This is a genomic window from Alishewanella sp. WH16-1 (assembly GCF_001441695.1).
GTDB lineage: Bacteria > Pseudomonadota > Gammaproteobacteria > Enterobacterales > Alteromonadaceae > Alishewanella > Alishewanella agri.
The window spans coordinates 23,615-43,686 of record NZ_LCWL01000003.1 but is presented as its reverse complement, the minus strand read 5'-3'; the positions used below and the strand labels follow the sequence as shown (position 1 = coordinate 43,686).

At 52.3% G+C, this 20,072-nt stretch carries 19 protein-coding genes and 1 riboswitch; of the genes, 10 read left to right on the top strand and 9 right to left on the bottom strand.

Going from position 1 to position 20,072, the window contains the following annotated elements; all coding sequences use genetic code 11:
• Positions 1-8: 8 nt before the first annotated feature.
• Positions 9-875 carry a glucosaminidase domain-containing protein gene (locus tag AAY72_RS00815; RefSeq protein ID WP_008983274.1) on the bottom strand — a complete coding sequence of 289 codons (867 nt, stop codon included), beginning with the start codon at positions 873-875 and terminating at the stop codon, positions 9-11.
• Between the two features lie 224 nt (positions 876-1,099).
• Here AAY72_RS00815 and AAY72_RS00810 point away from each other — a divergent pair, with 224 nt between their 5' ends.
• The gene (locus AAY72_RS00810; RefSeq protein ID WP_057785198.1) at positions 1,100-2,317 is read left to right on the top strand and encodes a pyridoxal phosphate-dependent aminotransferase; all 1,218 of its coding nucleotides are present in this window, start codon (positions 1,100-1,102) and stop codon (positions 2,315-2,317) included.
• 53 nt (positions 2,318-2,370) lie between these two features.
• Here AAY72_RS00810 and AAY72_RS00805 read toward each other — a convergent pair whose 3' ends face one another.
• Positions 2,371-2,931 (bottom strand): YSC84-related protein, encoded by a 561-nt coding sequence (locus AAY72_RS00805; RefSeq protein ID WP_057785197.1) that lies wholly within the window; start codon positions 2,929-2,931, stop codon positions 2,371-2,373.
• A 167-nt stretch (positions 2,932-3,098) separates the two neighbouring features.
• On the opposite strand from AAY72_RS00805, the gene AAY72_RS00800 reads away from it, so the two are divergent.
• Entirely contained in the window at positions 3,099-4,514 is a 1,416-nt protein-coding gene (locus AAY72_RS00800) for a sodium:alanine symporter family protein (RefSeq protein WP_057785196.1), read from the top strand.
• A 76-nt stretch (positions 4,515-4,590) separates the two neighbouring features.
• Here the strand turns inward: AAY72_RS00800 and AAY72_RS00795 are convergent, their stop codons facing one another.
• Complete coding sequence (locus tag AAY72_RS00795; protein WP_008983270.1) at positions 4,591-4,917, bottom strand: YebG family protein; 327 nt, start codon at positions 4,915-4,917, stop codon at positions 4,591-4,593.
• Positions 4,918-5,041: 124 nt separating this feature from the next.
• On the opposite strand from AAY72_RS00795, the gene AAY72_RS00790 reads away from it, so the two are divergent.
• The 3 genes from AAY72_RS00790 to AAY72_RS00780 are packed head-to-tail and all read left to right on the top strand — an operon-like array spanning position 5,042 to position 7,741.
• A complete protein-coding gene (locus AAY72_RS00790; protein ID WP_057785195.1) occupies positions 5,042-6,322 on the top strand; it encodes an anti-phage deoxyguanosine triphosphatase in 1,281 nt (426 codons plus the stop codon).
• Between the two features lie 38 nt (positions 6,323-6,360).
• Complete coding sequence (locus AAY72_RS00785; protein ID WP_057785194.1) at positions 6,361-7,401, top strand: hypothetical protein; 1,041 nt, start codon at positions 6,361-6,363, stop codon at positions 7,399-7,401.
• Between the two features lie 22 nt (positions 7,402-7,423).
• Entirely contained in the window at positions 7,424-7,741 is a 318-nt protein-coding gene (locus AAY72_RS00780) for a hypothetical protein (protein ID WP_008983267.1), read from the top strand.
• On the opposite strand, the gene btuF is transcribed toward AAY72_RS00780, so the two are convergent.
• The 4 genes from btuF to AAY72_RS00760 are packed head-to-tail and all read right to left on the bottom strand — an operon-like array spanning position 7,738 to position 10,991.
• The gene (gene btuF / locus AAY72_RS00775) at positions 7,738-8,610 is read right to left on the bottom strand and encodes a vitamin B12 ABC transporter substrate-binding protein BtuF (RefSeq protein ID WP_231728865.1); all 873 of its coding nucleotides are present in this window, start codon (positions 8,608-8,610) and stop codon (positions 7,738-7,740) included. The two genes, AAY72_RS00780 and btuF, sit on opposite strands and share 4 nt — an antisense overlap.
• Positions 8,564-9,166: a cob(I)yrinic acid a,c-diamide adenosyltransferase gene (gene cobO, locus AAY72_RS00770; protein WP_057785192.1), complete on the bottom strand. Its 603-nt coding sequence runs from the start codon at positions 9,164-9,166 to the stop codon at positions 8,564-8,566. The genes btuF and cobO overlap by 47 nt, the downstream gene beginning before the upstream one ends.
• A 35-nt stretch (positions 9,167-9,201) precedes the next feature.
• Positions 9,202-10,194, bottom strand: coding sequence for an iron ABC transporter permease (locus tag AAY72_RS00765; protein WP_057785191.1), 993 nt, complete (start codon positions 10,192-10,194; stop codon positions 9,202-9,204).
• Positions 10,191-10,991 carry an ABC transporter ATP-binding protein gene (locus AAY72_RS00760; RefSeq protein WP_057785214.1) on the bottom strand — a complete coding sequence of 267 codons (801 nt, stop codon included), beginning with the start codon at positions 10,989-10,991 and terminating at the stop codon, positions 10,191-10,193. Before AAY72_RS00760 ends, AAY72_RS00765 begins: the two co-directional genes overlap by 4 nt.
• A gap of 106 nt (positions 10,992-11,097) precedes the next feature.
• A riboswitch (cobalamin riboswitch) is annotated at positions 11,098-11,279 on the bottom strand.
• Between the two features lie 100 nt (positions 11,280-11,379).
• Between AAY72_RS00760 and AAY72_RS00755 the strand changes: the two genes are divergently transcribed.
• Positions 11,380-11,934 (top strand): NADPH-dependent FMN reductase, encoded by a 555-nt coding sequence (locus tag AAY72_RS00755; RefSeq protein ID WP_057785190.1) that lies wholly within the window; start codon positions 11,380-11,382, stop codon positions 11,932-11,934.
• Positions 11,935-12,020: 86 nt separating this feature from the next.
• Positions 12,021-12,761, top strand: coding sequence for a hypothetical protein (locus AAY72_RS00750; protein ID WP_057785189.1), 741 nt, complete (start codon positions 12,021-12,023; stop codon positions 12,759-12,761).
• Positions 12,762-12,806: 45 nt separating this feature from the next.
• On the opposite strand, the gene AAY72_RS00745 is transcribed toward AAY72_RS00750, so the two are convergent.
• Both AAY72_RS00745 and AAY72_RS00740 read right to left on the bottom strand, forming a co-directional pair.
• Positions 12,807-14,825, bottom strand: a complete 2,019-nt coding sequence (locus AAY72_RS00745; protein ID WP_057785188.1) for a S9 family peptidase — start codon at positions 14,823-14,825, stop codon at positions 12,807-12,809.
• Between the two features lie 51 nt (positions 14,826-14,876).
• Positions 14,877-16,406 (bottom strand): fumarate hydratase, encoded by a 1,530-nt coding sequence (locus tag AAY72_RS00740; protein ID WP_057785187.1) that lies wholly within the window; start codon positions 16,404-16,406, stop codon positions 14,877-14,879.
• Positions 16,407-16,504: 98 nt separating this feature from the next.
• Here AAY72_RS00740 and pabB point away from each other — a divergent pair, with 98 nt between their 5' ends.
• The 3 genes from pabB (at position 16,505) to AAY72_RS00725 (ending at position 20,056) form a co-directional block, all read left to right on the top strand.
• Positions 16,505-17,884 carry an aminodeoxychorismate synthase component I gene (pabB, locus tag AAY72_RS00735; protein WP_057785186.1) on the top strand — a complete coding sequence of 460 codons (1,380 nt, stop codon included), beginning with the start codon at positions 16,505-16,507 and terminating at the stop codon, positions 17,882-17,884.
• A 14-nt stretch (positions 17,885-17,898) separates the two neighbouring features.
• Positions 17,899-18,459, top strand: a complete 561-nt coding sequence (locus AAY72_RS00730) for a CoA pyrophosphatase (RefSeq protein ID WP_057785185.1) — start codon at positions 17,899-17,901, stop codon at positions 18,457-18,459.
• 217 nt (positions 18,460-18,676) lie between these two features.
• Positions 18,677-20,056, top strand: coding sequence for an L-serine ammonia-lyase (locus AAY72_RS00725; protein ID WP_040291230.1), 1,380 nt, complete (start codon positions 18,677-18,679; stop codon positions 20,054-20,056).
• Positions 20,057-20,072 lie beyond the last annotated feature (16 nt).

Below are 20,072 nucleotides of genomic sequence, written 5' to 3'. Positions count from 1 at the left end.
TTTATCGCTTAATCTTCCAGTAGACGACGGTTAAAACGAATCATCGCGGTAATTTCTTCGATATATTCATGACCGCGCTCAGAGTAGGCACTCAAACCATGTGCCAGGGCTTCACCACGCAGAGGCCGGTTTTCAGCACGGTGTTGTGCGCGGATCTGCCGCAACTGCTCGTAAGTATGAAAGGTATTCAGATTATAAAAATAACTGCGGATACTGGCTGCCGGACTGTCGAATTTCGCGACCTCGTGAAACTGATCTTCGGCCCGGTTTAGCGGGATCAGGCCACAGCCCTCGCGAAAACACCACTGGCCGAAGAAATTATAACCCTCTATGGCAAAACGGCTGGTGCCCCAGGCAGACTCATTTGCTGCTTGCATTAAGACTAAACTTTCCGGGATCACATCTACCCGCAGTAATAGCTCAGCCAGGGTTTCCTGATCCGTCTCTGCCACGTCTAACTTAAACTCGTCATACAAGCTATACAGAAACGCATATTCCTCAATGCTGAGTCTTAAGTTTTTCTGCTTTTTCTCGGCAATCTCCAGCAGCTGTTCACGTAACCACAATAAACGCTGATTTTCGCGTTTGACATGCGGCCTCAGATAGTCAAAAAACGCTTGTTTCTTGCGATCGACATTCGCGATGGTATTGAAATCAGGTAACGGCTGCTTTGGGATCGCTGCCTTCGGATAAGCGAGCCGCTGCAACAACTTCTTTTGGTCGGCATCCGATAAGGCGGTTAGCCGGCTTGGAATTTGCCATTCCTCCAGTGCTTCAGGCTCTTTTACTGGTTCCAGTTCACTAAAAGGACTAAAGGTAGCCACCGCCACTAACAGCCAAAACAGCACCAGAATCAGGTTACGGATTAAGAGCATTCACCACCTTTTAAAGCAACAGATCGTTTCAGTTAAACCCAAAATAGCCGCATATTCTACCGCCTATAAGGCTTAGATTCGAACAAAAAGTTCGCAGTCGGCTTTTTTTGTATTTTATTGCCTGAAAATATTGCAAATATTTGTTTACTGATAAACACTGCACTGGGCAGCTTTAGCGGTCTGGATGGATAAACAACCCCAAATTGAAGAGTCAGGCGAACAAAATGAAAGCGGTAGAACGGTCAAATAAACTGGATGGAGTTTGTTACGATATTCGTGGCCCGGTGGCACGCGAAGCAAAACGCATGGAAGAGGAAGGCCACCGCATTCTGAAATTAAATATTGGCAATCCGGCGCCCTTTGGCTTTGAAGCGCCGGATGAAATTCTCAAGCATGTGATCCATAACCTGCCAACCGCCCAGGGTTATTCCGACTCGCAGGGTATTTACCCGGCGCGGGTCGCCGTTGCACAGTATTACCAGCAGCGTGGCATTCTGGGTGCCGATGCGGATGATGTCTATATCGGTAACGGCGTCTCTGAGCTGATCCTGATGTCATTACAGGCACTGCTGAACAACGGTGATGAGGTACTGGTGCCAATGCCGGACTACCCGCTGTGGACGGCGGCGGTGAATCTGGCGGGTGGTAAGGCAGTCCATTACCTCTGTGATGAGCAGCAGGATTGGTTGCCGGCACTGGATGATATCAAGGCAAAGATCAGCAAAAAAACCCGCGCCCTAGTGCTAATCAATCCGAATAATCCGACCGGTGCAGTCTATGACGCGGCATTTTTACGGCAATTACTGCAAATCGCCCGTGAACATAAACTGGTGGTGCTAAGTGACGAGATATACGACAAGGTGCTGTATGACGGTACTGAGCACGTTAGCACGGCGGCCTTGGCCGATGACCTGGTGATGCTGACCTTTGGTGGCTTATCGAAGAATTACCGCATCGCCGGCTTTCGCATCGGTTGGTTATTTATCTCCGGCGCCAAGCAGGCGGCACGGCAGTATATTGAGGGTTTGAATATTTTGGCATCGATGCGGCTTTGTGCCAATGTACCCTGTCAACATGCGGTGCAAACGGCACTGGGTGGCTATCAGAGTATTAATGAGCTGGTGGTACCGGGTGGACGCTTATACGATCAGATGGATCTGGCGCACAAGCTGGTGACCGAAATTGATGGCATCAGCTGTATGCGCCCCAAGGGGGCAATGTATCTGTTTCCGAAGATCGATCTTAAAAAATACCGGATTCAGGACGATGAGCTCTTTGTACTGGATTTTCTGCGCCAGCATAAGGTACTACTGGTGCATGGCCGGGCTTTTAACTGGCCAGAGCCGGATCATTTCCGTATTGTCACGCTGCCGCATAAAGAACAACTGACCCAGGCGATTAGCCGCCTCGGCCAGTTTTTACAGAGCTACAGTCAATATTAACTGTTGTTGCAAATCGCGGCCGCGTTAGCGGCCGCCTCTGTCACCCCGGACACCTAATTTAGTTTATCATCGACCCAGAACTTGGTGCCTTTAATGGTGGCCTGCAATGCCAGCCCCGTTTCGGTAAACTGATAAATAGTCACCTCATCGACACTGGCTTCGGCGCCAACCGCGGCGCCTTTATCGCCGGCTTTGGCGGCAGCATCGGCCTGAGCGCCGAAAGCCCAGCCCTGTTCAATAAAGCGTTGTAGCGCCCGCTCAGTATGAAACACCAGTACCAGCCGGAAGTCTTTGACACCCGCTCCCAGACCGACGCCAACCTCGCCCATTTTCATATAGGTATCGGCACCGCTGCGATTATTGCGAACCACGCCATAGCCGCCGCCAAAACTCGCCAGAATCAGATTGACATTAGCATTGCTAAATACCGCATAACCGGGAGCCGCCGCCACTTCCGCCCGAGCACTGGTTTTTTCGCGGTATAGGTCGTTGAGTACCTGCTGGCGCATCTCAGTGATGGCAGCACGCTGTTCTGCCGGGGTGGCATTAATGCCGGCAGCACAGCCTTGCAATACCCACAGCAATAACACCATCAAACTAGTTCGAATCCACATTACAGTTCTCCTTTAACGCGGTCTGCTTGACCCTGAACGGATTAAGCTTAGCCCAACTATCTGAATCCGCGGTTAATCGCAAATCATCGCTGTCCAACTGAGCAATGGTTGTCAGTTCTGGTCTGAGCAGGTATGCTCTGCCAGATTACAGCCATCCGGATAGCAATATGTCTGCTGAATTTTCATTTCAGGCCAGTTTTGAAGCCTTTACCAACCAACTTGCCTCAGTGGTGTTTTATGCCTTTTCGTTTAATGGCGTTGATATTCCGCTGGTAATGATTTGGTTGATCAGTGGCGCTATCATCTTTACCTGCTATCTGGGTTTTATCAATATCAGAGGTTTCGGCTATGCTATTCGGCGGCTGTTTGCTAAACCAGAGCCCGGCAGCAGCGGAGAAATCTCGCCCTATAAGGCGTTAACTACCGCACTGTCCGGTACTGTTGGTACCGGTAATATTGCCGGGGTCGCGGTCGCCATTAGCCTGGGCGGGCCTGGCGCCACCTTCTGGATGATTATGGCCGGTTTGCTTGGCATGTCGACCAAATTTGTCGAATGTACGCTGGCGGTAAAATACCGCCAGGTGAATGCTGATGGTACTGTCTCCGGTGGCCCGATGTACTATATCAAGGCCGCGCTGGATAAGTATCAGCTACCGAAACTCGGTACCGCACTGGCGCTGTTCTTCTCGGTCGCGGTTATTTTCGGCTCAGCCGGTTTTGTGCATGTCAATCAGGGGTTTGTGCAGGTACAAAGCGTCACGGGCTTTGATAATGCCTGGTTATTCGGTGTGATCTATGCGGCGTTAATCGGCGCCGTCATCATTGGCGGCATTAAGAGTATTGCCAATGTTACCAGTAAGCTGGTGCCCTTGATGTGCGCGATATACTTGCTGGCCGCGCTGGTGGTGATTGGCAGCCACCTTACTGCAGTGCCGGCGGCATTATGGCTGATTATACAAAGTGCCTTTGCACCTGATGCGGCCTATGGCGGCTTTATCGGGGTGTTAATTCAGGGCTTTCGCCGGGCGGCATACTCGAATGAGGCTGGTATTGGCTCCTCGCCCATCGCCCATGCCGCGGCAAAAACCAAGGACCCGGTATCACAGGGCTTTGTTGGTTTGCTGGAACCCTTTATCGATACGGTGGTGATCTGCACTATTACCGCGCTGGTGATTATTCTGACCGGCGCTTACCAAATGCAGGGCCTGGATGGTGTACAGATTACCTCCAGCGCCTTTGCTTCAGTGTTTGACTGGTTCCCGCTGGTACTGATGGTGGCTTTGCTGCTGTTCGGCTTTTCTACCGTGCTCAGCTGGTCTTACTATGGTTTAACCGGCTGGCGCTATATTGTCGGCACCCACCCTAAGCTGACCACGCTTTACAAAATATTGTTCTGCGGCATGGTGTCGATGGGCGCGGTACCCAGCATTATGGCAGTATTCGACTTTATTGATTCGATGATTTTCCTCATGGCGATCCCGAATATTCTGGCACTGTACTTATTATTGCCGGAAGTCAAAGCCGACTTGCAGCGCTACTGGCAACAAAAAGTGCTGGCACTGCGCAGCCGTGCGGCCGACTAAGCAAGCTTAGATCAGCCTCAACCTTAGCTGACACAAAGGGCAAGGCGACGACAGCAACAGCGTTGCTGCTCAGCTGTTAAGCCACCTGTTCCGCGACCACGGCTTGCAGTTTTTTCGCTTTAGCTGCCGCCGGCTCTGCGGCCTCGCTGGTTGATTTATCTACCACTTTGGCTGCCTTTTTCACCCCAAGTGCAACCAATAGCTCGTCTTTTTGCTGTGCCAGATATAATGCCAGTGCTTCGGCCTGGTTTTCCTCTGTCAGGATATTGGCATGGCTCAGTAATACTTGCAGCGCATCGGCAGTATCCAGCATTTTATCGTAGGCATCTGCTTCTGCTTTACTGGTAAAGGTCATTTTCTCGACTCCACTGCGTTCCACGACATATTTGGTAATAACAGCCATTTTCGACTCCTTAGCGATTAGACTGGTTATTTATACAGTATAAAATACCCGCTGTCCAGCATCGCTTCTGTTGGCGCTTTACTTTATGATAAGTCATTGAATAATGCATAGTTGGGTGAAGAAGATGACTGCGATCTGGGAAGCAAGACGCTCCGCCATTCCGGATAACCGGCCCAAAGATCACCGTAGCCCCTGGCAACGCGACCGGGCGCGGGTATTACACTCAGCGGCTTTTCGCCGCCTGCAATCGAAAACACAGATCCTCGGCATTGGCCAGAATGACTTCTATCGCACCCGGCTCACCCATTCGTTAGAGGCGGCGCAGATCGGCACCGGTTTAGTTAATCAGCTGCGGCTTAACAGCACGCCGGAATTACGGGCCTTACTGCCGGATGACAGCCTGATGGAAGCGCTATGTTTGGCACATGATCTTGGCCATCCGCCTTTCGGTCATGGCGGCGAAACCGCGCTCAATTTTAAAATGCTCGGCGCCGGCGGCTTTGAGGGCAACGGCCAGACGTTACGCATCGTCGCCAAGCTTGAGCCTTATACTGAACACCACGGTATGGATCTGACGCGCCGCACCTTGCTCGGCTTGTTAAAATACCCGGTACTGCAGCCGCTGATTCCGGCGCTACCTGAGATCAACAACCAGCTTAATCTCTCAGCATGGAAACCAGCCAAAGCCATCTTTGCCGCCGACAGCGATATTCTGGATTGGGTACTGGCCCCCTTAAGTGATCAGGATCGGCAACACTTTCAACAGTTAGAATTGCTGCCAAAATCACCCTGGCAAAAATCCCGCTATAAGGCGCTGGATGCGTCCATTATGGAGCTGGCGGATGATATTGCCTATGGTGTGCACGATCTGGAAGATGCCATTGTGCTGGGGAATCTCCGTTATCAGCAGTGGCTGGACTTCACCGCTGAACCCTTTAGCCAGCTTGATCCCGCTTTGCAACAACAGCTAAGCCAGCTGGGTAGCAAACTGTTCAGTCCAAAACACCATTTGCGTAAAGATGCTATCGGCTCCCTGGTTAATCAACTGATTACCTCGGTTAGTCTGTATCAGAGTTTACCGGCTTGTCAGGAGCCATTGATCCGCTACAATGCCAGGCTGGCTGACGATGAGCAGCATATTCTGCAGACGCTGAAAAATCTGGTTTACCGCTGTGTCATTCAGTTACCGGAAATTCAACAGTCACGTTTTCGTTGCCAGAATATGTTATTAAAGCTGTTTGATGCCTTTCATTCAGATCCACAGCGCCTGCTGCCGTTAAATACTCAGGCCCGCTGGCAAGCTGCAGCAGACTGTACTGCCCAGCTAAGAGTGATCTGTGATTATATTTCCGGTATGACCGATGATTATGCCGAGCGGATGCACCAGACCTTATTCGGTAATTAGTAAGGTGCCTGGCCGTGTTGACGAATTAAGGAGAGGCAGTGCAGTCACCACTGAGGGTGCTCGCCGGTGCAACCGCCTGGCGTAAAATCCAGCAATCAGGATTAAAAGCTGACGATATCGAAGTCATGGTGGGCGCCAGCGGCGGCCCGAAATGGTTTTGCCTGTACGGCCTGGATCAATATTTATTGGGGCAATTTTTTGCGGGCCGCAGTAAACCTTTACATTTACTCGGCAGCTCCGCCGGTGCCTGGCGCTTTAGTTGTTATGCGCAGCAAGATGCGGTGGCAGCGTCAGCTCGCTTTGCCAAAGCTTATTCTGAAATCTGTTATCCGGCAGGGGCTGACGTAAGCTTAGTCACCCGCATTTCACATACGGTGATTGATCAGGTGTTACCTACCGCACAACACTGTGCCGAAGTACTGACAAATCCGGTGATGAAACTGCATCTGATTGTTGATCGCGCCCGCGGTTTAACCAAAGTCAGTAATAGTCTGTTGCAAGGCGCGGCGCTGGGGCTAACGGCCACCGCCAACCTGCTGCATCGTTCCTTACTCCAGTTTTTTTATCAACGGGTACACTTTTATGCCCCGGGTGCCTGTGCGCCCTTTATGCACAGTGCCGAGCTGCCGACAGAACATGTCGCCCTGACCAGTGATAATCTGCGGGCAGCCATTTTAGCCAGCGGATCCATTCCAATGGTTTTAGAGCCTATTGAAAATATCTGCGATGCTAAACCCGGTCGCTATTTTGATGGCGGCATTACCGATTATCATTTTAATCAACGCTTTAGTGAAGACGGCCTGGTATTATATCCACATTTCTATCCCAACCTGACACCTGGCTGGTTTGATAAAGCCCTACCCTGGCGCCGGGTAAAACCCGAACTACTGCATAATGTGATTATTTTGTGCCCAAGCGACAGCTGGGTTCGCAGTTTGTCGTATGGCAAAATTCCGGATCGCAAAGACTTTAAACTACCGGATGCGCAGCGCATTGCCTATTGGCAGGAAGTACTGCAACGCTCACATGAGCTGGCCAGCGCTTTTGCCAGTGGGAATTATCAGCTAGAGTTACTCTAGAACGAACAAGGAAAGTGTAGCTATGCCCATGTTAATCCGCGTCTTCATGCTTAGCGCGCTACTATTGCCGCTTGGCGGCTGTACTGCAATCGGAATGTTGGCTGATAGCCAGTTAGGTGAGCATCAAAACCAGACTGTCGATCCGGCAAAACCATTACAACGAGAGAGTAATCCAATGATCTTGACGGAACTCGGCATGGCAGTGGATGCGACCGTTGTGTCCGGCATCAAAAAAGTCGTCGGCGCCAAGCCGGACAAACCGCAAGAAATTTGCCGTAAAAGAAATAATATTACCGAGTGTCGCCAAGTCGCTAATGCTGAGGACGACTTACTACATTAACCCCGCTCGCGATAGGCTTGTAGCTGACGGCATAACTGCTCGGCGGCGTCCAGGATCCGTGGTGTCGCCCGATATAATTGATTGGCATCCAGGGTAATAAAGGCCTGCTGCCGCACGGCTGGCAGGCTCTGATAACGCTGCCAGAAAGCCGATGACGGCGCCACCGCATCGCGGCTGGCCTGAATAATTACCGTCGGTTGCCGAGCCAGTACTTGTTCTAATGCCACCTGTGGATAATCAGTTTTCGCATCTGCAAAGATGTTAGCGGCCGCGCAAAGCTGCATCACCTGTGCTGGCCAGGCATGATTGGCCACCGTTAACAACGGCTCTGTGCCCATAGCAAAGAACGCCGCTAGCGGTGGTGCCTGCTGATAGATTTGCTGTAATTGCTGATAACGCTGCCGGAACAGCCTGGCCTGTTGTGCGCCCTGCTCTGGTACACCCAATACCACCGCTAACTGCTGTAACTCGCTGGCAATATCGTCCAGTAACACCGGCTCAGAATAGAAAATCGTAATGCCAAACTGCTGCAAGCGTTGCAAATCTGCTTCCGGGTTGCCCCCGCGCCAGGCTAACACCAAGTCGGGCTGCAGCGCCAGGATCGCTTCAACATTCAGTGCCCCGAACGTATTAAAGGATGGCAGATGTTGTGCATCTTCCGGGTAATCGGAGTAATCACTGACCGCCACCAAACGATCGCCGGCACCGAGTAAAAATACCCACTCCGTCAGATGCGGGGTCAGGGTGATTACTCGCTGAGGTGTGGCTGCGGCGGCGCAAGCACTCAGCAATACCAGGGCGACAATAATCAGCTTTCGCATCTTACCAATCCAGGCCGCGCTGCGCTTTGACGCCATTGTCAAACGCATGCTTAACCACCTGCACTTCGCTTACCGTGTCGGCCAGTTCAATTAACCGTCGGTGACAAGCCCGCCCGGTGATCACAACGTGCTGTTTCGCGGGCCGCTGTAATAGCGCCTGCTCAATGCGCTCTAATGGCAAATAATGGAAGGTCAGCATATAGGTGAGTTCGTCTAACAACACCAAATCGATACTGTCATCGGCCAAAAAACGTTCTGCCTCCAGCCAGGCGCGCTCGGCAGCAGCCATATCTGCGGCCCGGTCCTGGGTATCCCAGGTAAAGCCGGTGGCCATCACCGCAAATTCAACCCCATGTTGCTGCAGCAAATTACGCTCACCGCAATCCCAGCTCCCTTTAATAAATTGCACCACCGCCGCGGTTAAACCATGACCGACGGCCCGGGCGACGGTACCAAAACCTGCGGTCGACTTGCCTTTGCCATTCCCGGTTAACACCAGAATCAGGCCTTTTTCAATGGTGGCTCTCGCGACAGCCGCATCAACCTGCGCTTTTAAGCGTTGTTGTCTGGCCTGATGTTGCTGTTGTTTTAATTGTTCGGACATGACTCCATCCTCTGTTAAACCCATTGCCGTAGCACTTAAAGCCGTCGCCGCAGCAACATTAAGAAAAAGATACTGCCAATGACAGAGGTGATAACCCCCAGCGGAATTTCCTGTTGCGCCAGCACACTTCGCGCCAGATTATCCACCCACAGCATAAAACAGGCACCGAGTAACGCTGAACCGAGCAGCAGCGGCAACGCGGTCACCCCAAATAACGCCCGCACCATATGGGGTACCAATAAGCCTACAAAGGCAATACCACCGCACTGTGACACGATCACGGCGCTAACCAGAGCGGTGCTAATCAGCAATAGCAGACGCAGACGCTGCGGCCGGATCCCCAAACTGCGGGCGCTGGTATCCGACAGTAACAAGGCATCCAGCTGCCGGCGTAATGCCACGGCCAGCAGCAAGAGCGCCATCACCGGCGGGGCAATCAACGTCAGGCTTTGCCAGCTACTGCGGCTTAAACTGCCCATTAGCCAAAAAATCACCTTATTGGCAGCAAAGGGCTCGGCAAAATACAAAATAAAACTGCTAATGGCACTGAGCATAAAGGACACGGCAACACCGGCCAGCAACGTGACTTCAATCCGTTGCCGGCCCTGCCCAAACGCGACGGCTAAAACTAAAGCAATGGCCAAGATGGCACCGGCAAAAGCCCCCAGCGCCATACTCAGTTGCTGCTCAGGCAGCACAATACTGACAATAGTTGCACCGAGCGCGGCACCGGCCATCAAACCAAATAAGTAGGGATCCGCCAAGGGATTACGGCTGGCATTTTGTAACACGGCACCGCTCACTGCCAACCCGGCCCCGACCAACAAGGCAGTCAAAATCCGCGGCAAACGTAATTGCCAGATAATGGTTTCAGCCAGCGGCTGTTCACCATTAAGCTGCAATGCAGCAAAGAGTACAGGCCAGCTTAAGTCAGCACTACCCAGTAACAAGCTGACGAGCACACTACCCAGCAGCAAGCTTGCCAGCACAGCCAGTGCCAATGGATATTGGCCCGCCCAGCGACTCACTTTGCCACCTGTGGACTGATAAAGTTGACCTGCCACCAGCCATACTGTGGATGGCGACTGACCTCGACTGGCAATTCAAACACTTCACTTAGCAGCACCGGTTGCAACACCTGCTCCACACTGCCGAAGGCTTTCAGTTGCCCTTGCTGCAACAGCAGCAGTTTATGGCAGTAACGGGCAGCTAGGTTGAGATCATGCAGCGCACAGATCACGGTTTTGTTGAGGCTCAACAACAACTGTAATAACTGATGTTGGTATTTGACATCCAGATGGTTGGTCGGCTCGTCCAGCAGTAACACTCTGGCTTGCTGCACCAAAGCCCGCGCCAGTGTCAACCGCTGCCACTCGCCACCCGACAGCGTATCCGAGCGTTGTTGTTGTTTAGCCAACAAACCGGTGTGTTGCAGCGCCAGTTCTACTTGCTGTTTGTCATGATCATTATCTGCTTCAAACCAGTGCTTGTGCGGCAGCAGCCCCATGGCCGCCACCTGATAGCAGCTGAGTCCGGGTAAGGGCGGATTATGTTGCGGTAAGAAGGCTAATTGCTGTGCGAGTTGCCGCGGTGGATAGCTGTGCAGTGGCTTACCCGCGAACTGCACTTTGCCGTGACTGGGCGCCGGACAACCACTTAACAGCGACAACAAGGAGCTTTTACCCGCGCCGTTAGGACCGATAATGCCAATTAATTCCCCGGCAGGCAGACTACAGCTGATACCCTGCAGCACCAGGCTCGCCGCACCATGGCTGGACGACGGGTAACTGAGACTAACCTGATCAAGGGTAAAAATTGCGCTCACGCTGCTGTCCAGATGCAATATTAATGGCAGCAGCCAAGCCTCCACCGACTGGCAGAGTAACAGGCGCTACCGTGTCTTCCCGCACGGGCGTTTTCACTCTTTCGCAAAAGAGCGTTCAGTGTCTGGCAGGTCTCCTGACTTAACGCGATAACCCACAACCACCTTCCCGTAATCAAGACTGATACAGTGGTATTAGCTGCAGCGCGTTTCACAGTTGCGGGTACAGTTCAGGTTTTACACCTGATTCCCTTTTCAAGCATCTTGCTCACCAGAGCAGGTCGCATTCTAACAGCTCGGGGCGATAACAACCAGTTTAGGCTGTTAATAAAATGCGGCAAAAAGTTCAGCTTCGGCTAAGCTAAAATTGTCCGTTATCGAGGAGCCGCTTATGACAATCAGAGTGTTAGCGCTATGCGGTAGCTTGCGCGCCAAATCAACTAACCGTGGTTTAGTGCGCTATGCGCAGGCACATGCACCAGCAGGTATGAAAATTCATGTTGCAGATTTATTGGATGTACCGTTTTATAATGCCGACTTAGCGGCTAAACCCGCTGCCGTCGACACCTTGCTACAGGAATTTGCCGCGGCTGATGCGCTACTGCTGGCCTGTCCTGAGTATAATTACTCCTTAGCACCCGCCTTAAAAAATGCCTTGGATTGGGCATCCAGAGAGCCGGATAATTATTTGCTACGCGGTAAAGCCGTTGCCATCATGGGGTCCGCCGGCGGTATGGGTAGTTCGCGCGCCCAATATCACCTGCGGCAAGTCTGCGTGTATCTGGACTTACACCCGTTAAATAAGCCTGAGGTATTCGCTAACGCTTTTAGTGGTGCCTTTGATCATGACGGTGATCTGATTGATGACAAAATCCAGGAAAATGTGCGGCTGTTATTGCTGGCGTTGGCAGACTGGCATCGCCTGCTGCGTGGTGGCCGCGGATAATCAACCCGGAACCGGCCTGCCGACGACAGACTTATTCAGTTAACGGCGCACCTGGTTGCGCCCCAATAAGGATACTAGAATTCAGGATGAAATGGCTGTTGGTATTACTCTCCTTACTCAGTGTCACCACTTACCCGCAACCCCAACGCTGGCAGGAATCCCCTTTGCAATTCAGACAAGCGCTGGGGTCCCCAGCCTCGTTGTATAGTCAGGCGCTGCTGAGTGAAGCGTATCATCGCTTAGGTATCAGGGTAGAGTTTATCGAGGTTCCTTTTGGTCGTAGCCTGCTTGAATCAAATAAAGGTGAGCTGGCTGGCGAGCTGGCGCGGGTTCTCCGAGTAACGGAACGCTATCCGGCGCTGCTGCCGGTGCCCTATGTGCTGTTTGATACCGATGTCTTTTTATATGTCAATCAGCAGCGCTGCGCCGGCTGTCAGTTACAGCAAGTGCAAAGTCTGGCCTATGTCCGCGGTGCCATGGTGGTGGAAGAGATTTTGCGGACCTTACCGGCGTCGCGTCAGGTGATCAGCACCGGCAGTTTGGAGGCCACGAAGAATTTGTTTTTAACCGGTAAGGTTGATGGCGTGGTCTTCGCAGCCTATCAGTTAGACGCCAGCACCGGTTTTCCGATTGCTGAACAACGCTTACAAAGCCTGCCGGATTATCATCTGTTACATCAAAGCCACCAGGCGTTAATCCCGGAATTAACCGCGATGTTATATCAGCTGGAGCGCGAGGGCTTTGCCGAGCGACTCAGGTTACGCTTCGGCGTTGCGACGCCGAAACGTCAGTTGTCACGCAATGAAAAGCCCTTTGCGGAGTATTAAAAACCCCGCTAACGCAGAGCGGGGTTTGCTACTTTTAATAGTGGCTTAACGGGTATATTTGTCCAGCCACTGGAACACTTCGTTATACCAGCGCACCCGGTTATCCGGCTTCAGGATCCAGTGATTCTCATCCGGGAAAATGACCAGGCGCGAGTCAATACCCTTGCGCTGCAAGTTGGTAAAGGCGCCTAAGCCTTGCACATAAGGTACCCGATAGTCTTTCAGCCCATGGATCACCAGCATCGGCGTTTGCCATTTATCGGCATGCGCCGCCGGATTAAACTTCTGATAATCCGACTCCGGATTCCAGGCCGGGCCACCTAAGTCAAACTCCGGGAACCAAAGCTCTTCGGTGCTGCCGTAGAAGCTTGGCATATCATATAAACCGGCATGATTGACCAGACACTTAAAGCCATCCGGCCAGTTACCAGCAATCCAGTTCATCATAAAGCCGCCATAAGAGGCGCCGAGCGCACAGGCACGGTTGCCGTCAATCCACGGATAAGCTTGCACCACATGCGCAAAGCCTTTTTGTAAATCAACCAGCGGCTTGCCACCCCAGTCACGGCTAATCGAGTCGGTAAAGGCCTGACCATAGCCGGTAGAGCCATGGAAATCGACCATCACCACGGCATAGCCTTTGGCAGCATACAGCTGGGCATTCCAACGCTCGTTAAACATATTGCCAAAGCTACCCTGCGGGCCGCCATGCACTAAAAACGCCATCGGGTATTTTTTGTTTGGCTCAAAGTTCCAGGGTTTTACCAGATAACCATAGACGGTGGCATCTTCAGCGCCTTTAAAGCTGAATTGCTCAAAGTCACCAAACTGAATGCCTTCGGCCCATTTGGCATTTACCTGAGTTAATTGCTGCGGCTGCGAGCCATCCGCATTAGTCTGGAAAATCTCGGCCGGCATATTCAGCCGGTGATTGGTAAACACCAGTTTATCGGCGCCAACCTGCAGGTTTCCGGCATAGCCATCGCCGTATAACTTAATCTGATCGCCAAAGCTGGTGTTAATGGCATAGATACTGTACTGACCAAGATCCTGGGTGGTGGCGTAGATAGTGCGGTTATCCAGCCCAAAGTAGAAATCAGAAATCGAACGGTCCCAGTTTGGCGCCACTTCTTTTTTCTCGCCGGTAATCAGATCCAGCAACATCAGGCCAAAGCGATCGGCCTCAGCACCCGGCTTTTTCATCGCCAGATAGGCCAGAAAACGGCCATCATTCGAGAACTTCGGCTTGGCATCCCAGGCCGGATTATCGGCCGTCAGATTGACCTTCTCACCACCATTAATCGATACCTGAAACAAATCGAAGTTAGTGTGCCAGGCTTGATCGTTCGCCGGGATCTTGGCACTGAATACCAGCTGTTGATTATCCGGCGTAAAGGCCACTTCACTGATACCAGCGATATTGGTATTCCAATCAGCCATCAGGTTTTTCGCATCGGTAACAGGGGCATCACCCAGCACCGCTACGTGCAGATGTTCACGATACTGATCCAGCCAGTGATCCCAGTGCCGTACCATCAACTGGTCATAGGCCAGCGCCGTATCTTTGCGCTCAGCTTCTTTGGCTTTAGCATCCAGCGTACATTGCAGCGTCTGACAACCGGGTTTCACCGTTAAACTCAGCGCCAGGGTTTTGCCATCGCTAGCCAGTTTAAAGCCGTTAATTGGTAAAGGTAGCCGGGTCACCTGCCGGGCTTCGCCCCCGTCCAGTGCCAGTTGCCACAGCTGGGGGCTGCCAGTGCGGTTGGCTAAAAAGAAAATACTCTTGCCATCCGGATGCCACTGCACCGCGCTTTCGCGGCTACTGTTCTCGGTTAACCGCCGCACCTGACGCTCATCACCCAAGGTCATTAAATATAAATCATGGCTGGTATCAGCCGGCGCAAAGCCGCCGTTTGTCTGACTGTAAACCAGCGCGCGGCCATCCGGCGACAAGGCCAGATTACCAACTTTATTATGTTGATTCAGATGTTCGACCGTCAGTGGTCCCTTGGCCAGCGCACCAGCACTGAAAAGTGCTAACGCCACTAAACTCAAATGTTTCATGGTTCCCCCAGTTAGTAAAAAGCCGCAGTCATCGCTGCGGCCTTGTTAGAATCAGGCTTTCAGTTTGGCATCCAGCTCAGCAATATTGGCTTTCCAGATCGCCGGGCCCTGCTTATGCACGTTATTACCGTTGCTGTCCACCGCTACGGTTACCGGCATATCTTCGACTTCAAACTCATAGATCGCTTCCATCCCCAGATCGGCAAAGGCCACAACCCGGGCTTTCTTAATGGCTTTCGACACCAGATAAGCGGCGCCGCCCACGGCCATCAGATAAACAGCTTTATGCTGTTTGATACTCTCAACCGTTTGATCACCGCGCTCGGATTTACCAATCATGCCCAGCAGACCAGTTTGCGACAACATCATATCGGTAAACTTATCCATCCGGGTCGCGGTTGTCGGGCCGGCCGGGCCTACTACTTCATCACGAACGGCATCAACCGGGCCAACGTAATAGATAAATTTATTTTTCAGATCCACGCCCTGCGGTAAACCTTCGCCTTTATTCAGCATATCAGCAATGCGTTTGTGCGCCGCATCACGGCCGGTTAACATCTTACCGCTTAACAGCACAGTTTCACCGGCTTGCCAGCTTTGTACATCCTCTGGCGTTACGGTATCCAGATTGACCCGGCGCACATTGCTACCTAGCTCCCAGGTCACCTGCGGCCAGTCTTCCAGTTTTGGTGGCGTAATATCGGCCGGGCCAGAACCATCTAAATGGAAATGCACATGGCGGGTGGCGGCACAGTTCGGGATCATCACCACCGGCAACGAGGCGGCATGAGTCGGTACCGATTTGATTTTGACATCGACCACCGTGGTTAAGCCACCCAAGCCCTGGGCGCCAATACCCAGTTTATTGACTTTCTCATATAACTCTAACCGCAGTTTTTCTTCCGCGTTTTGCGGCCCTCTGGCCAGCAGCTCCTGAATATCCACCGGCTCCATCAGCGATTCTTTCGCCAGCACCGCGGCTTTTTCCGCTGTACCGCCAATACCGATGCCGAGCATGCCCGGCGGACACCAGCCCGCACCCATTTTTGGCAAGGTTTCCAGCACCCAATCGACAATCGAATCGGACGGATTCAACATTGCCATCTTGGTTTTATTTTCTGAGCCACCGCCTTTGGCGGCAATCATCACCTCAACATGATGGCCAGGCACCAGATCAATATGCACTACCGCTGGCGTATTATCCTTGGTGTTTTTGCGTAAGCCAGCCGGATCGGCAACAATAGAGGCCCGCAGCGGGTTATCCGGGTTCATATAAGCACGGCGGGTGCCTTCATCCACCATTTGCTGCACCGTCAGATCCGTTTTATCCCATTTCACATCCATGCCAATCTTAACGAAGCAGGTAACAATACCGGTATCCTGACAGATTGGACGATGGCCCTCTGCTGACATCCGCGAGTTAATCAGAATTTGGGCAATGGCATCTTTTGCGGCCTGGTTTTGCTCTTTGTGATAAGCCACTTCCAGTGCCTGAATAAAATCCAGCGGGTGATAATAGGAAATGTACTGCAGCGCATCTTCGATGCTGTCAATAAAATCTTGTTGGCGAATAACCGTCATGCTTGCCCTTCCTCTGTCGCCCAAGCGGCGAGACATTTAACTATTAGTGTAGGTGCTGGTATGATAACGCGCATCCCCAACAGCGGCTAGTCCAAATCATGCAGCAGTATCTGATATACGACGCCAAATCTGAACCTGAATTTTCTCTGCTGGAGTTGTTTGCTCATTTTGCCAGCCAGCCCTGGTCAATGTTGCTTGACTCGGCAGACGCCAGTCACCCGAACAGCCGCTATCAAATTATGGTAGCTGAACCGGTAGCGACCCTGCACTGTCAGGCCGGTGTCACTATTCTGACCGATGAGCACGGCAGCCATCATTACACAGCTGATCCCTTTAAGGTATTAGACTGTGCGCTAAAGCGTTACTTCCCCGAGCAGCGCCACAGTGATTTACCTTTCGTTGGCGGAGCCCTGGGTTATTTTAGCTATGATTTGGGCCGTTATCTGGAGCGCTTACCGTCAGAGGCCAGCGCCGATTTAGCACTACCCGATATGGCGCTGGGTTTATATCACTGGGCGCTGATTTATGATCAGCAGCAGAAGCAGCTTTGGTACACCGATTACCGGCAAGATGCCGAGCGCCACTGGCATCAGCTGCAGCAAAAATTACACCCGGAGCCCCCCCAGCAACAGTGCTTTAGCCTGCAAAGCGACTGGCAAGCCAATATGACACCGCAAGAATATCAGCAGAAATTTGCCCGGGTGCAGGAAGAGCTAAAAAGCGGTAACTGTTACCAGATTAATCTGGCGCAACGTTTTAGCGCAGCTTATCAGGGCGACGAATGGCTGGCCTACCTGCAGCTGCGCCAGAAAAATACCGCGCCGTTTTCGGCCTTTATCCGGCTTCCGGCAGCGGCAGTGCTCAGTATCTCGCCGGAGCGATTTTTACTGCTAAAAGACGGCCAGATTGAGACCAAACCGATTAAAGGCACCCGGCCTCGCGGTTTTTGTGCCGAAACTGACCAGATTGAAGCCGATACCCTGCGCAGTTCCACTAAAGATCGCGCTGAAAATGTGATGATTGTCGACCTGCTACGTAACGATCTGGGTAAAGTGTGTCAGCCGGGCTCGGTTGAGGTGCCGGAATTATTTGCCATTGAAAGCTTTCCGGCCGTGCATCATCTGGTTAGTACTGTTACCGGCACTCTGGCGCCTCCGAATAGCGCCTGTGATTTGCTGCGGGCAGCCTTTCCCGGTGGCTCGATTACCGGCGCCCCGAAAATCAGTGCCATGCAGTTAATTGAACAATTAGAGCCGCACCGGCGCAGTGTCTACTGCGGCGCTATTGGCTATATCAGTAGCACCGGTCAGATGGATACCAATATCGCGATCCGTACTCTGGTATGTGAACAGGGACAAATTCATTGCTGGGCCGGCGGTGGTCTGGTGGCGGATTCAAAGGTGGACAGCGAGTATCAGGAAACGCTGGATAAGGTGGCGAAAATCCTGCCGGTGTTAAGCGCCATGCAGCCAGATTAGACAGCGGAGCGCCGATGCAGCTACAGCAACTTGTCAGCCACTTTATCCTCAGACCACTACCACAGCAGAGCCCGCTGCCTGTGGCAGGCCTCAGGCAAAGCGCGGTACTGGTGCCACTGGTCTATTCTGCTGATAAGTTGAACATCTTGTTTACCCGCCGTGCCCTCACCTTGGCGCATCATCCCGGGCAAATCAGCTTTCCAGGCGGCATGCTGGAACCCGGCGAGAGCGCTGCTGATGCAGCGCTGCGCGAAACCGCAGAAGAAATTGGCATTAGCGCGGTGCATATCCGCTTGCTCGGTGCTTTACGCGCGCACAATACGCTGACCGGTTTTCAAATTCAGCCCTACCTGGGCTTAATGCACGCCGGTCAGAATTACCAGCTGTCCAGCGAGGAGGTCAGTGAAGTATTTGAAGTACCCTTAAGTTTTTTTCTACCGCCACAACACCGTTTACAACTGACGGTGCCACTGCACGGTAAGTCACGACAGATCCATTTTATGCCCTATCAGGATAAACTGATTTGGGGTGCCACGGCGGCCATTATTCAACAGCTAGTCACGCACGTCTCGTAACGCGAACTGTATACAAAACGTTACGCCTGCACCGCCATTTCTGGCCGTTAAGCCCGCTACCACTGGTACTGAACAGACCTGTGCAGCGCTTACAGTTATGCTGGCTATCCGCTACAATGGCGCCATTAAGAATGGTGTTAACCCTACACTGTCTTTGCCAAGCAAAGCTTTCAGCGCTTGGCAGAGCAGCGAACAATAGAAAAGTATAATAATTATGATAATCAGTGCATTTGATATGTTTAGTATTGGTATTGGCCCCTCCAGTTCCCACACGGTGGGCCCGATGCGTGCGGCAAAGAAATTTACGGAGCAGTTGCAACAACAGCAACTGTTAAGCCGTTGTGATAGCGTAAAAGTGGAATTATTCGGCTCGCTGGGCCAAACCGGTATTGGTCACGGCACTGGCAAGGCGGTGATTCTGGGCTTGTCCGGCTACTTGCCGGAAAGTGTCGACCCGGATGCGGTAGAAGGCATTCTACGCCAGGTGCATGACAGCCAAAAGTTACAATTGGCGCAGCAACACGCGGTGAATTTCCCGCGTGATGGCGCCATTGTGTTCCACCGCCGGAAAACGCTGAAAGAGCATTCCAATGGCATGGAGCTGATTGCTTATGACAGCGAGAAAAACGTACTGCTAAGCGAAGTCTACTTCTCCATTGGTGGCGGTTTTATCGTGAAAGCCGAAGATTTTGCCAAAGAAAAAGAAGCGGCCAGTCAGTTTGCCGCCGCTAACCCACCACCCTACCCATTTGAATCCGGCGCAGAGTTATTGGCGCTCTGTAAAGAGCATGGCCTGTCGATTTCGGGTTTGATGCATGAAAACGAAAGAGTGCTGCGCAGCAGTGCGCAAATTGAAAGTGAGCTGAATAATATCTGGCTGACCATGCGCGCCTGTATTGAGCGCGGTATTCGCACCGAGGGCATTTTACCCGGCGGCTTAAAAGTAAAACGCCGCGCCCCGGCCTTACATAAAAAGCTGATGGCGGAGAAAAGTGCCGATCCACTGCAGGTAATGGACTGGGTCAATCTGTTTGCGCTGGCCGTAAACGAAGAAAACGCCGCTGGCGGCCGGGTCGTTACTGCGCCGACTAACGGTGCTGCCGGTATTATTCCGGCGGTATTAATGTACTACGACAAATTTATTCAGCCGGTCAGTCCGGAAATCGCCAGCCGCTATCTGTTAACCGCGGCCGCCATTGGTATTTTGTATAAGAAAAATGCCTCTATCTCCGGCGCCGAAGTCGGTTGTCAGGGCGAGGTTGGCGTAGCCTGCTCAATGGCCGCAGCGGCACTTACCGAAATTCTTGGTGGTAGCCCGCAGCATGTTGAGAACGCGGCCGAGATTGGCATGGAGCATAACCTGGGGCTAACCTGTGATCCGGTTGGCGGTTTAGTGCAGGTGCCTTGTATTGAACGCAATGCCATGGGTTCAATTAAAGCCATTAACGCCTCACGACTGGCGCTGCGTGGCAGTGGCGATCACAAAGTATCGCTGGATAAGGTGATTAAAACCATGTGGGATACCGGTAAGGATATGCAGACCAAGTACAAAGAAACCTCACGCGGTGGTCTGGCGGTAAATATTATCGAGTGTTAATGTGCTGCAGCATTAT

Bases quoted from the DNA above. Each gene is read 5' to 3' on its own strand.
- AAY72_RS00815 (WP_008983274.1), bottom strand. From the start codon at position 875: ATGCTCTTAATCCGTAACCTGATTCTGGTGCTGTTTTGGCTGTTAGTG.
- AAY72_RS00810 (WP_057785198.1), top strand. From the start codon at position 1,100: ATGAAAGCGGTAGAACGGTCAAATAAACTGGATGGAGTTTGTTACGAT.
- AAY72_RS00805 (WP_057785197.1), bottom strand. From the start codon at position 2,931: ATGTGGATTCGAACTAGTTTGATGGTGTTATTGCTGTGGGTATTGCAA.
- AAY72_RS00800 (WP_057785196.1), top strand. From the start codon at position 3,099: ATGTCTGCTGAATTTTCATTTCAGGCCAGTTTTGAAGCCTTTACCAAC.
- AAY72_RS00795 (WP_008983270.1), bottom strand. From the start codon at position 4,917: ATGGCTGTTATTACCAAATATGTCGTGGAACGCAGTGGAGTCGAGAAA.
- AAY72_RS00790 (WP_057785195.1), top strand. From the start codon at position 5,042: ATGACTGCGATCTGGGAAGCAAGACGCTCCGCCATTCCGGATAACCGG.
- AAY72_RS00780 (WP_008983267.1), top strand. From the start codon at position 7,424: ATGCCCATGTTAATCCGCGTCTTCATGCTTAGCGCGCTACTATTGCCG.
- btuF (WP_231728865.1), bottom strand. From the start codon at position 8,610: ATGCGTTTGACAATGGCGTCAAAGCGCAGCGCGGCCTGGATTGGTAAG.
- cobO (WP_057785192.1), bottom strand. From the start codon at position 9,166: ATGTCCGAACAATTAAAACAACAGCAACATCAGGCCAGACAACAACGC.
- AAY72_RS00755 (WP_057785190.1), top strand. From the start codon at position 11,380: ATGACAATCAGAGTGTTAGCGCTATGCGGTAGCTTGCGCGCCAAATCA.
- AAY72_RS00750 (WP_057785189.1), top strand. From the start codon at position 12,021: ATGAAATGGCTGTTGGTATTACTCTCCTTACTCAGTGTCACCACTTAC.
- AAY72_RS00745 (WP_057785188.1), bottom strand. From the start codon at position 14,825: ATGAAACATTTGAGTTTAGTGGCGTTAGCACTTTTCAGTGCTGGTGCG.
- AAY72_RS00740 (WP_057785187.1), bottom strand. From the start codon at position 16,406: ATGACGGTTATTCGCCAACAAGATTTTATTGACAGCATCGAAGATGCG.
- pabB (WP_057785186.1), top strand. From the start codon at position 16,505: ATGCAGCAGTATCTGATATACGACGCCAAATCTGAACCTGAATTTTCT.
- AAY72_RS00730 (WP_057785185.1), top strand. From the start codon at position 17,899: ATGCAGCTACAGCAACTTGTCAGCCACTTTATCCTCAGACCACTACCA.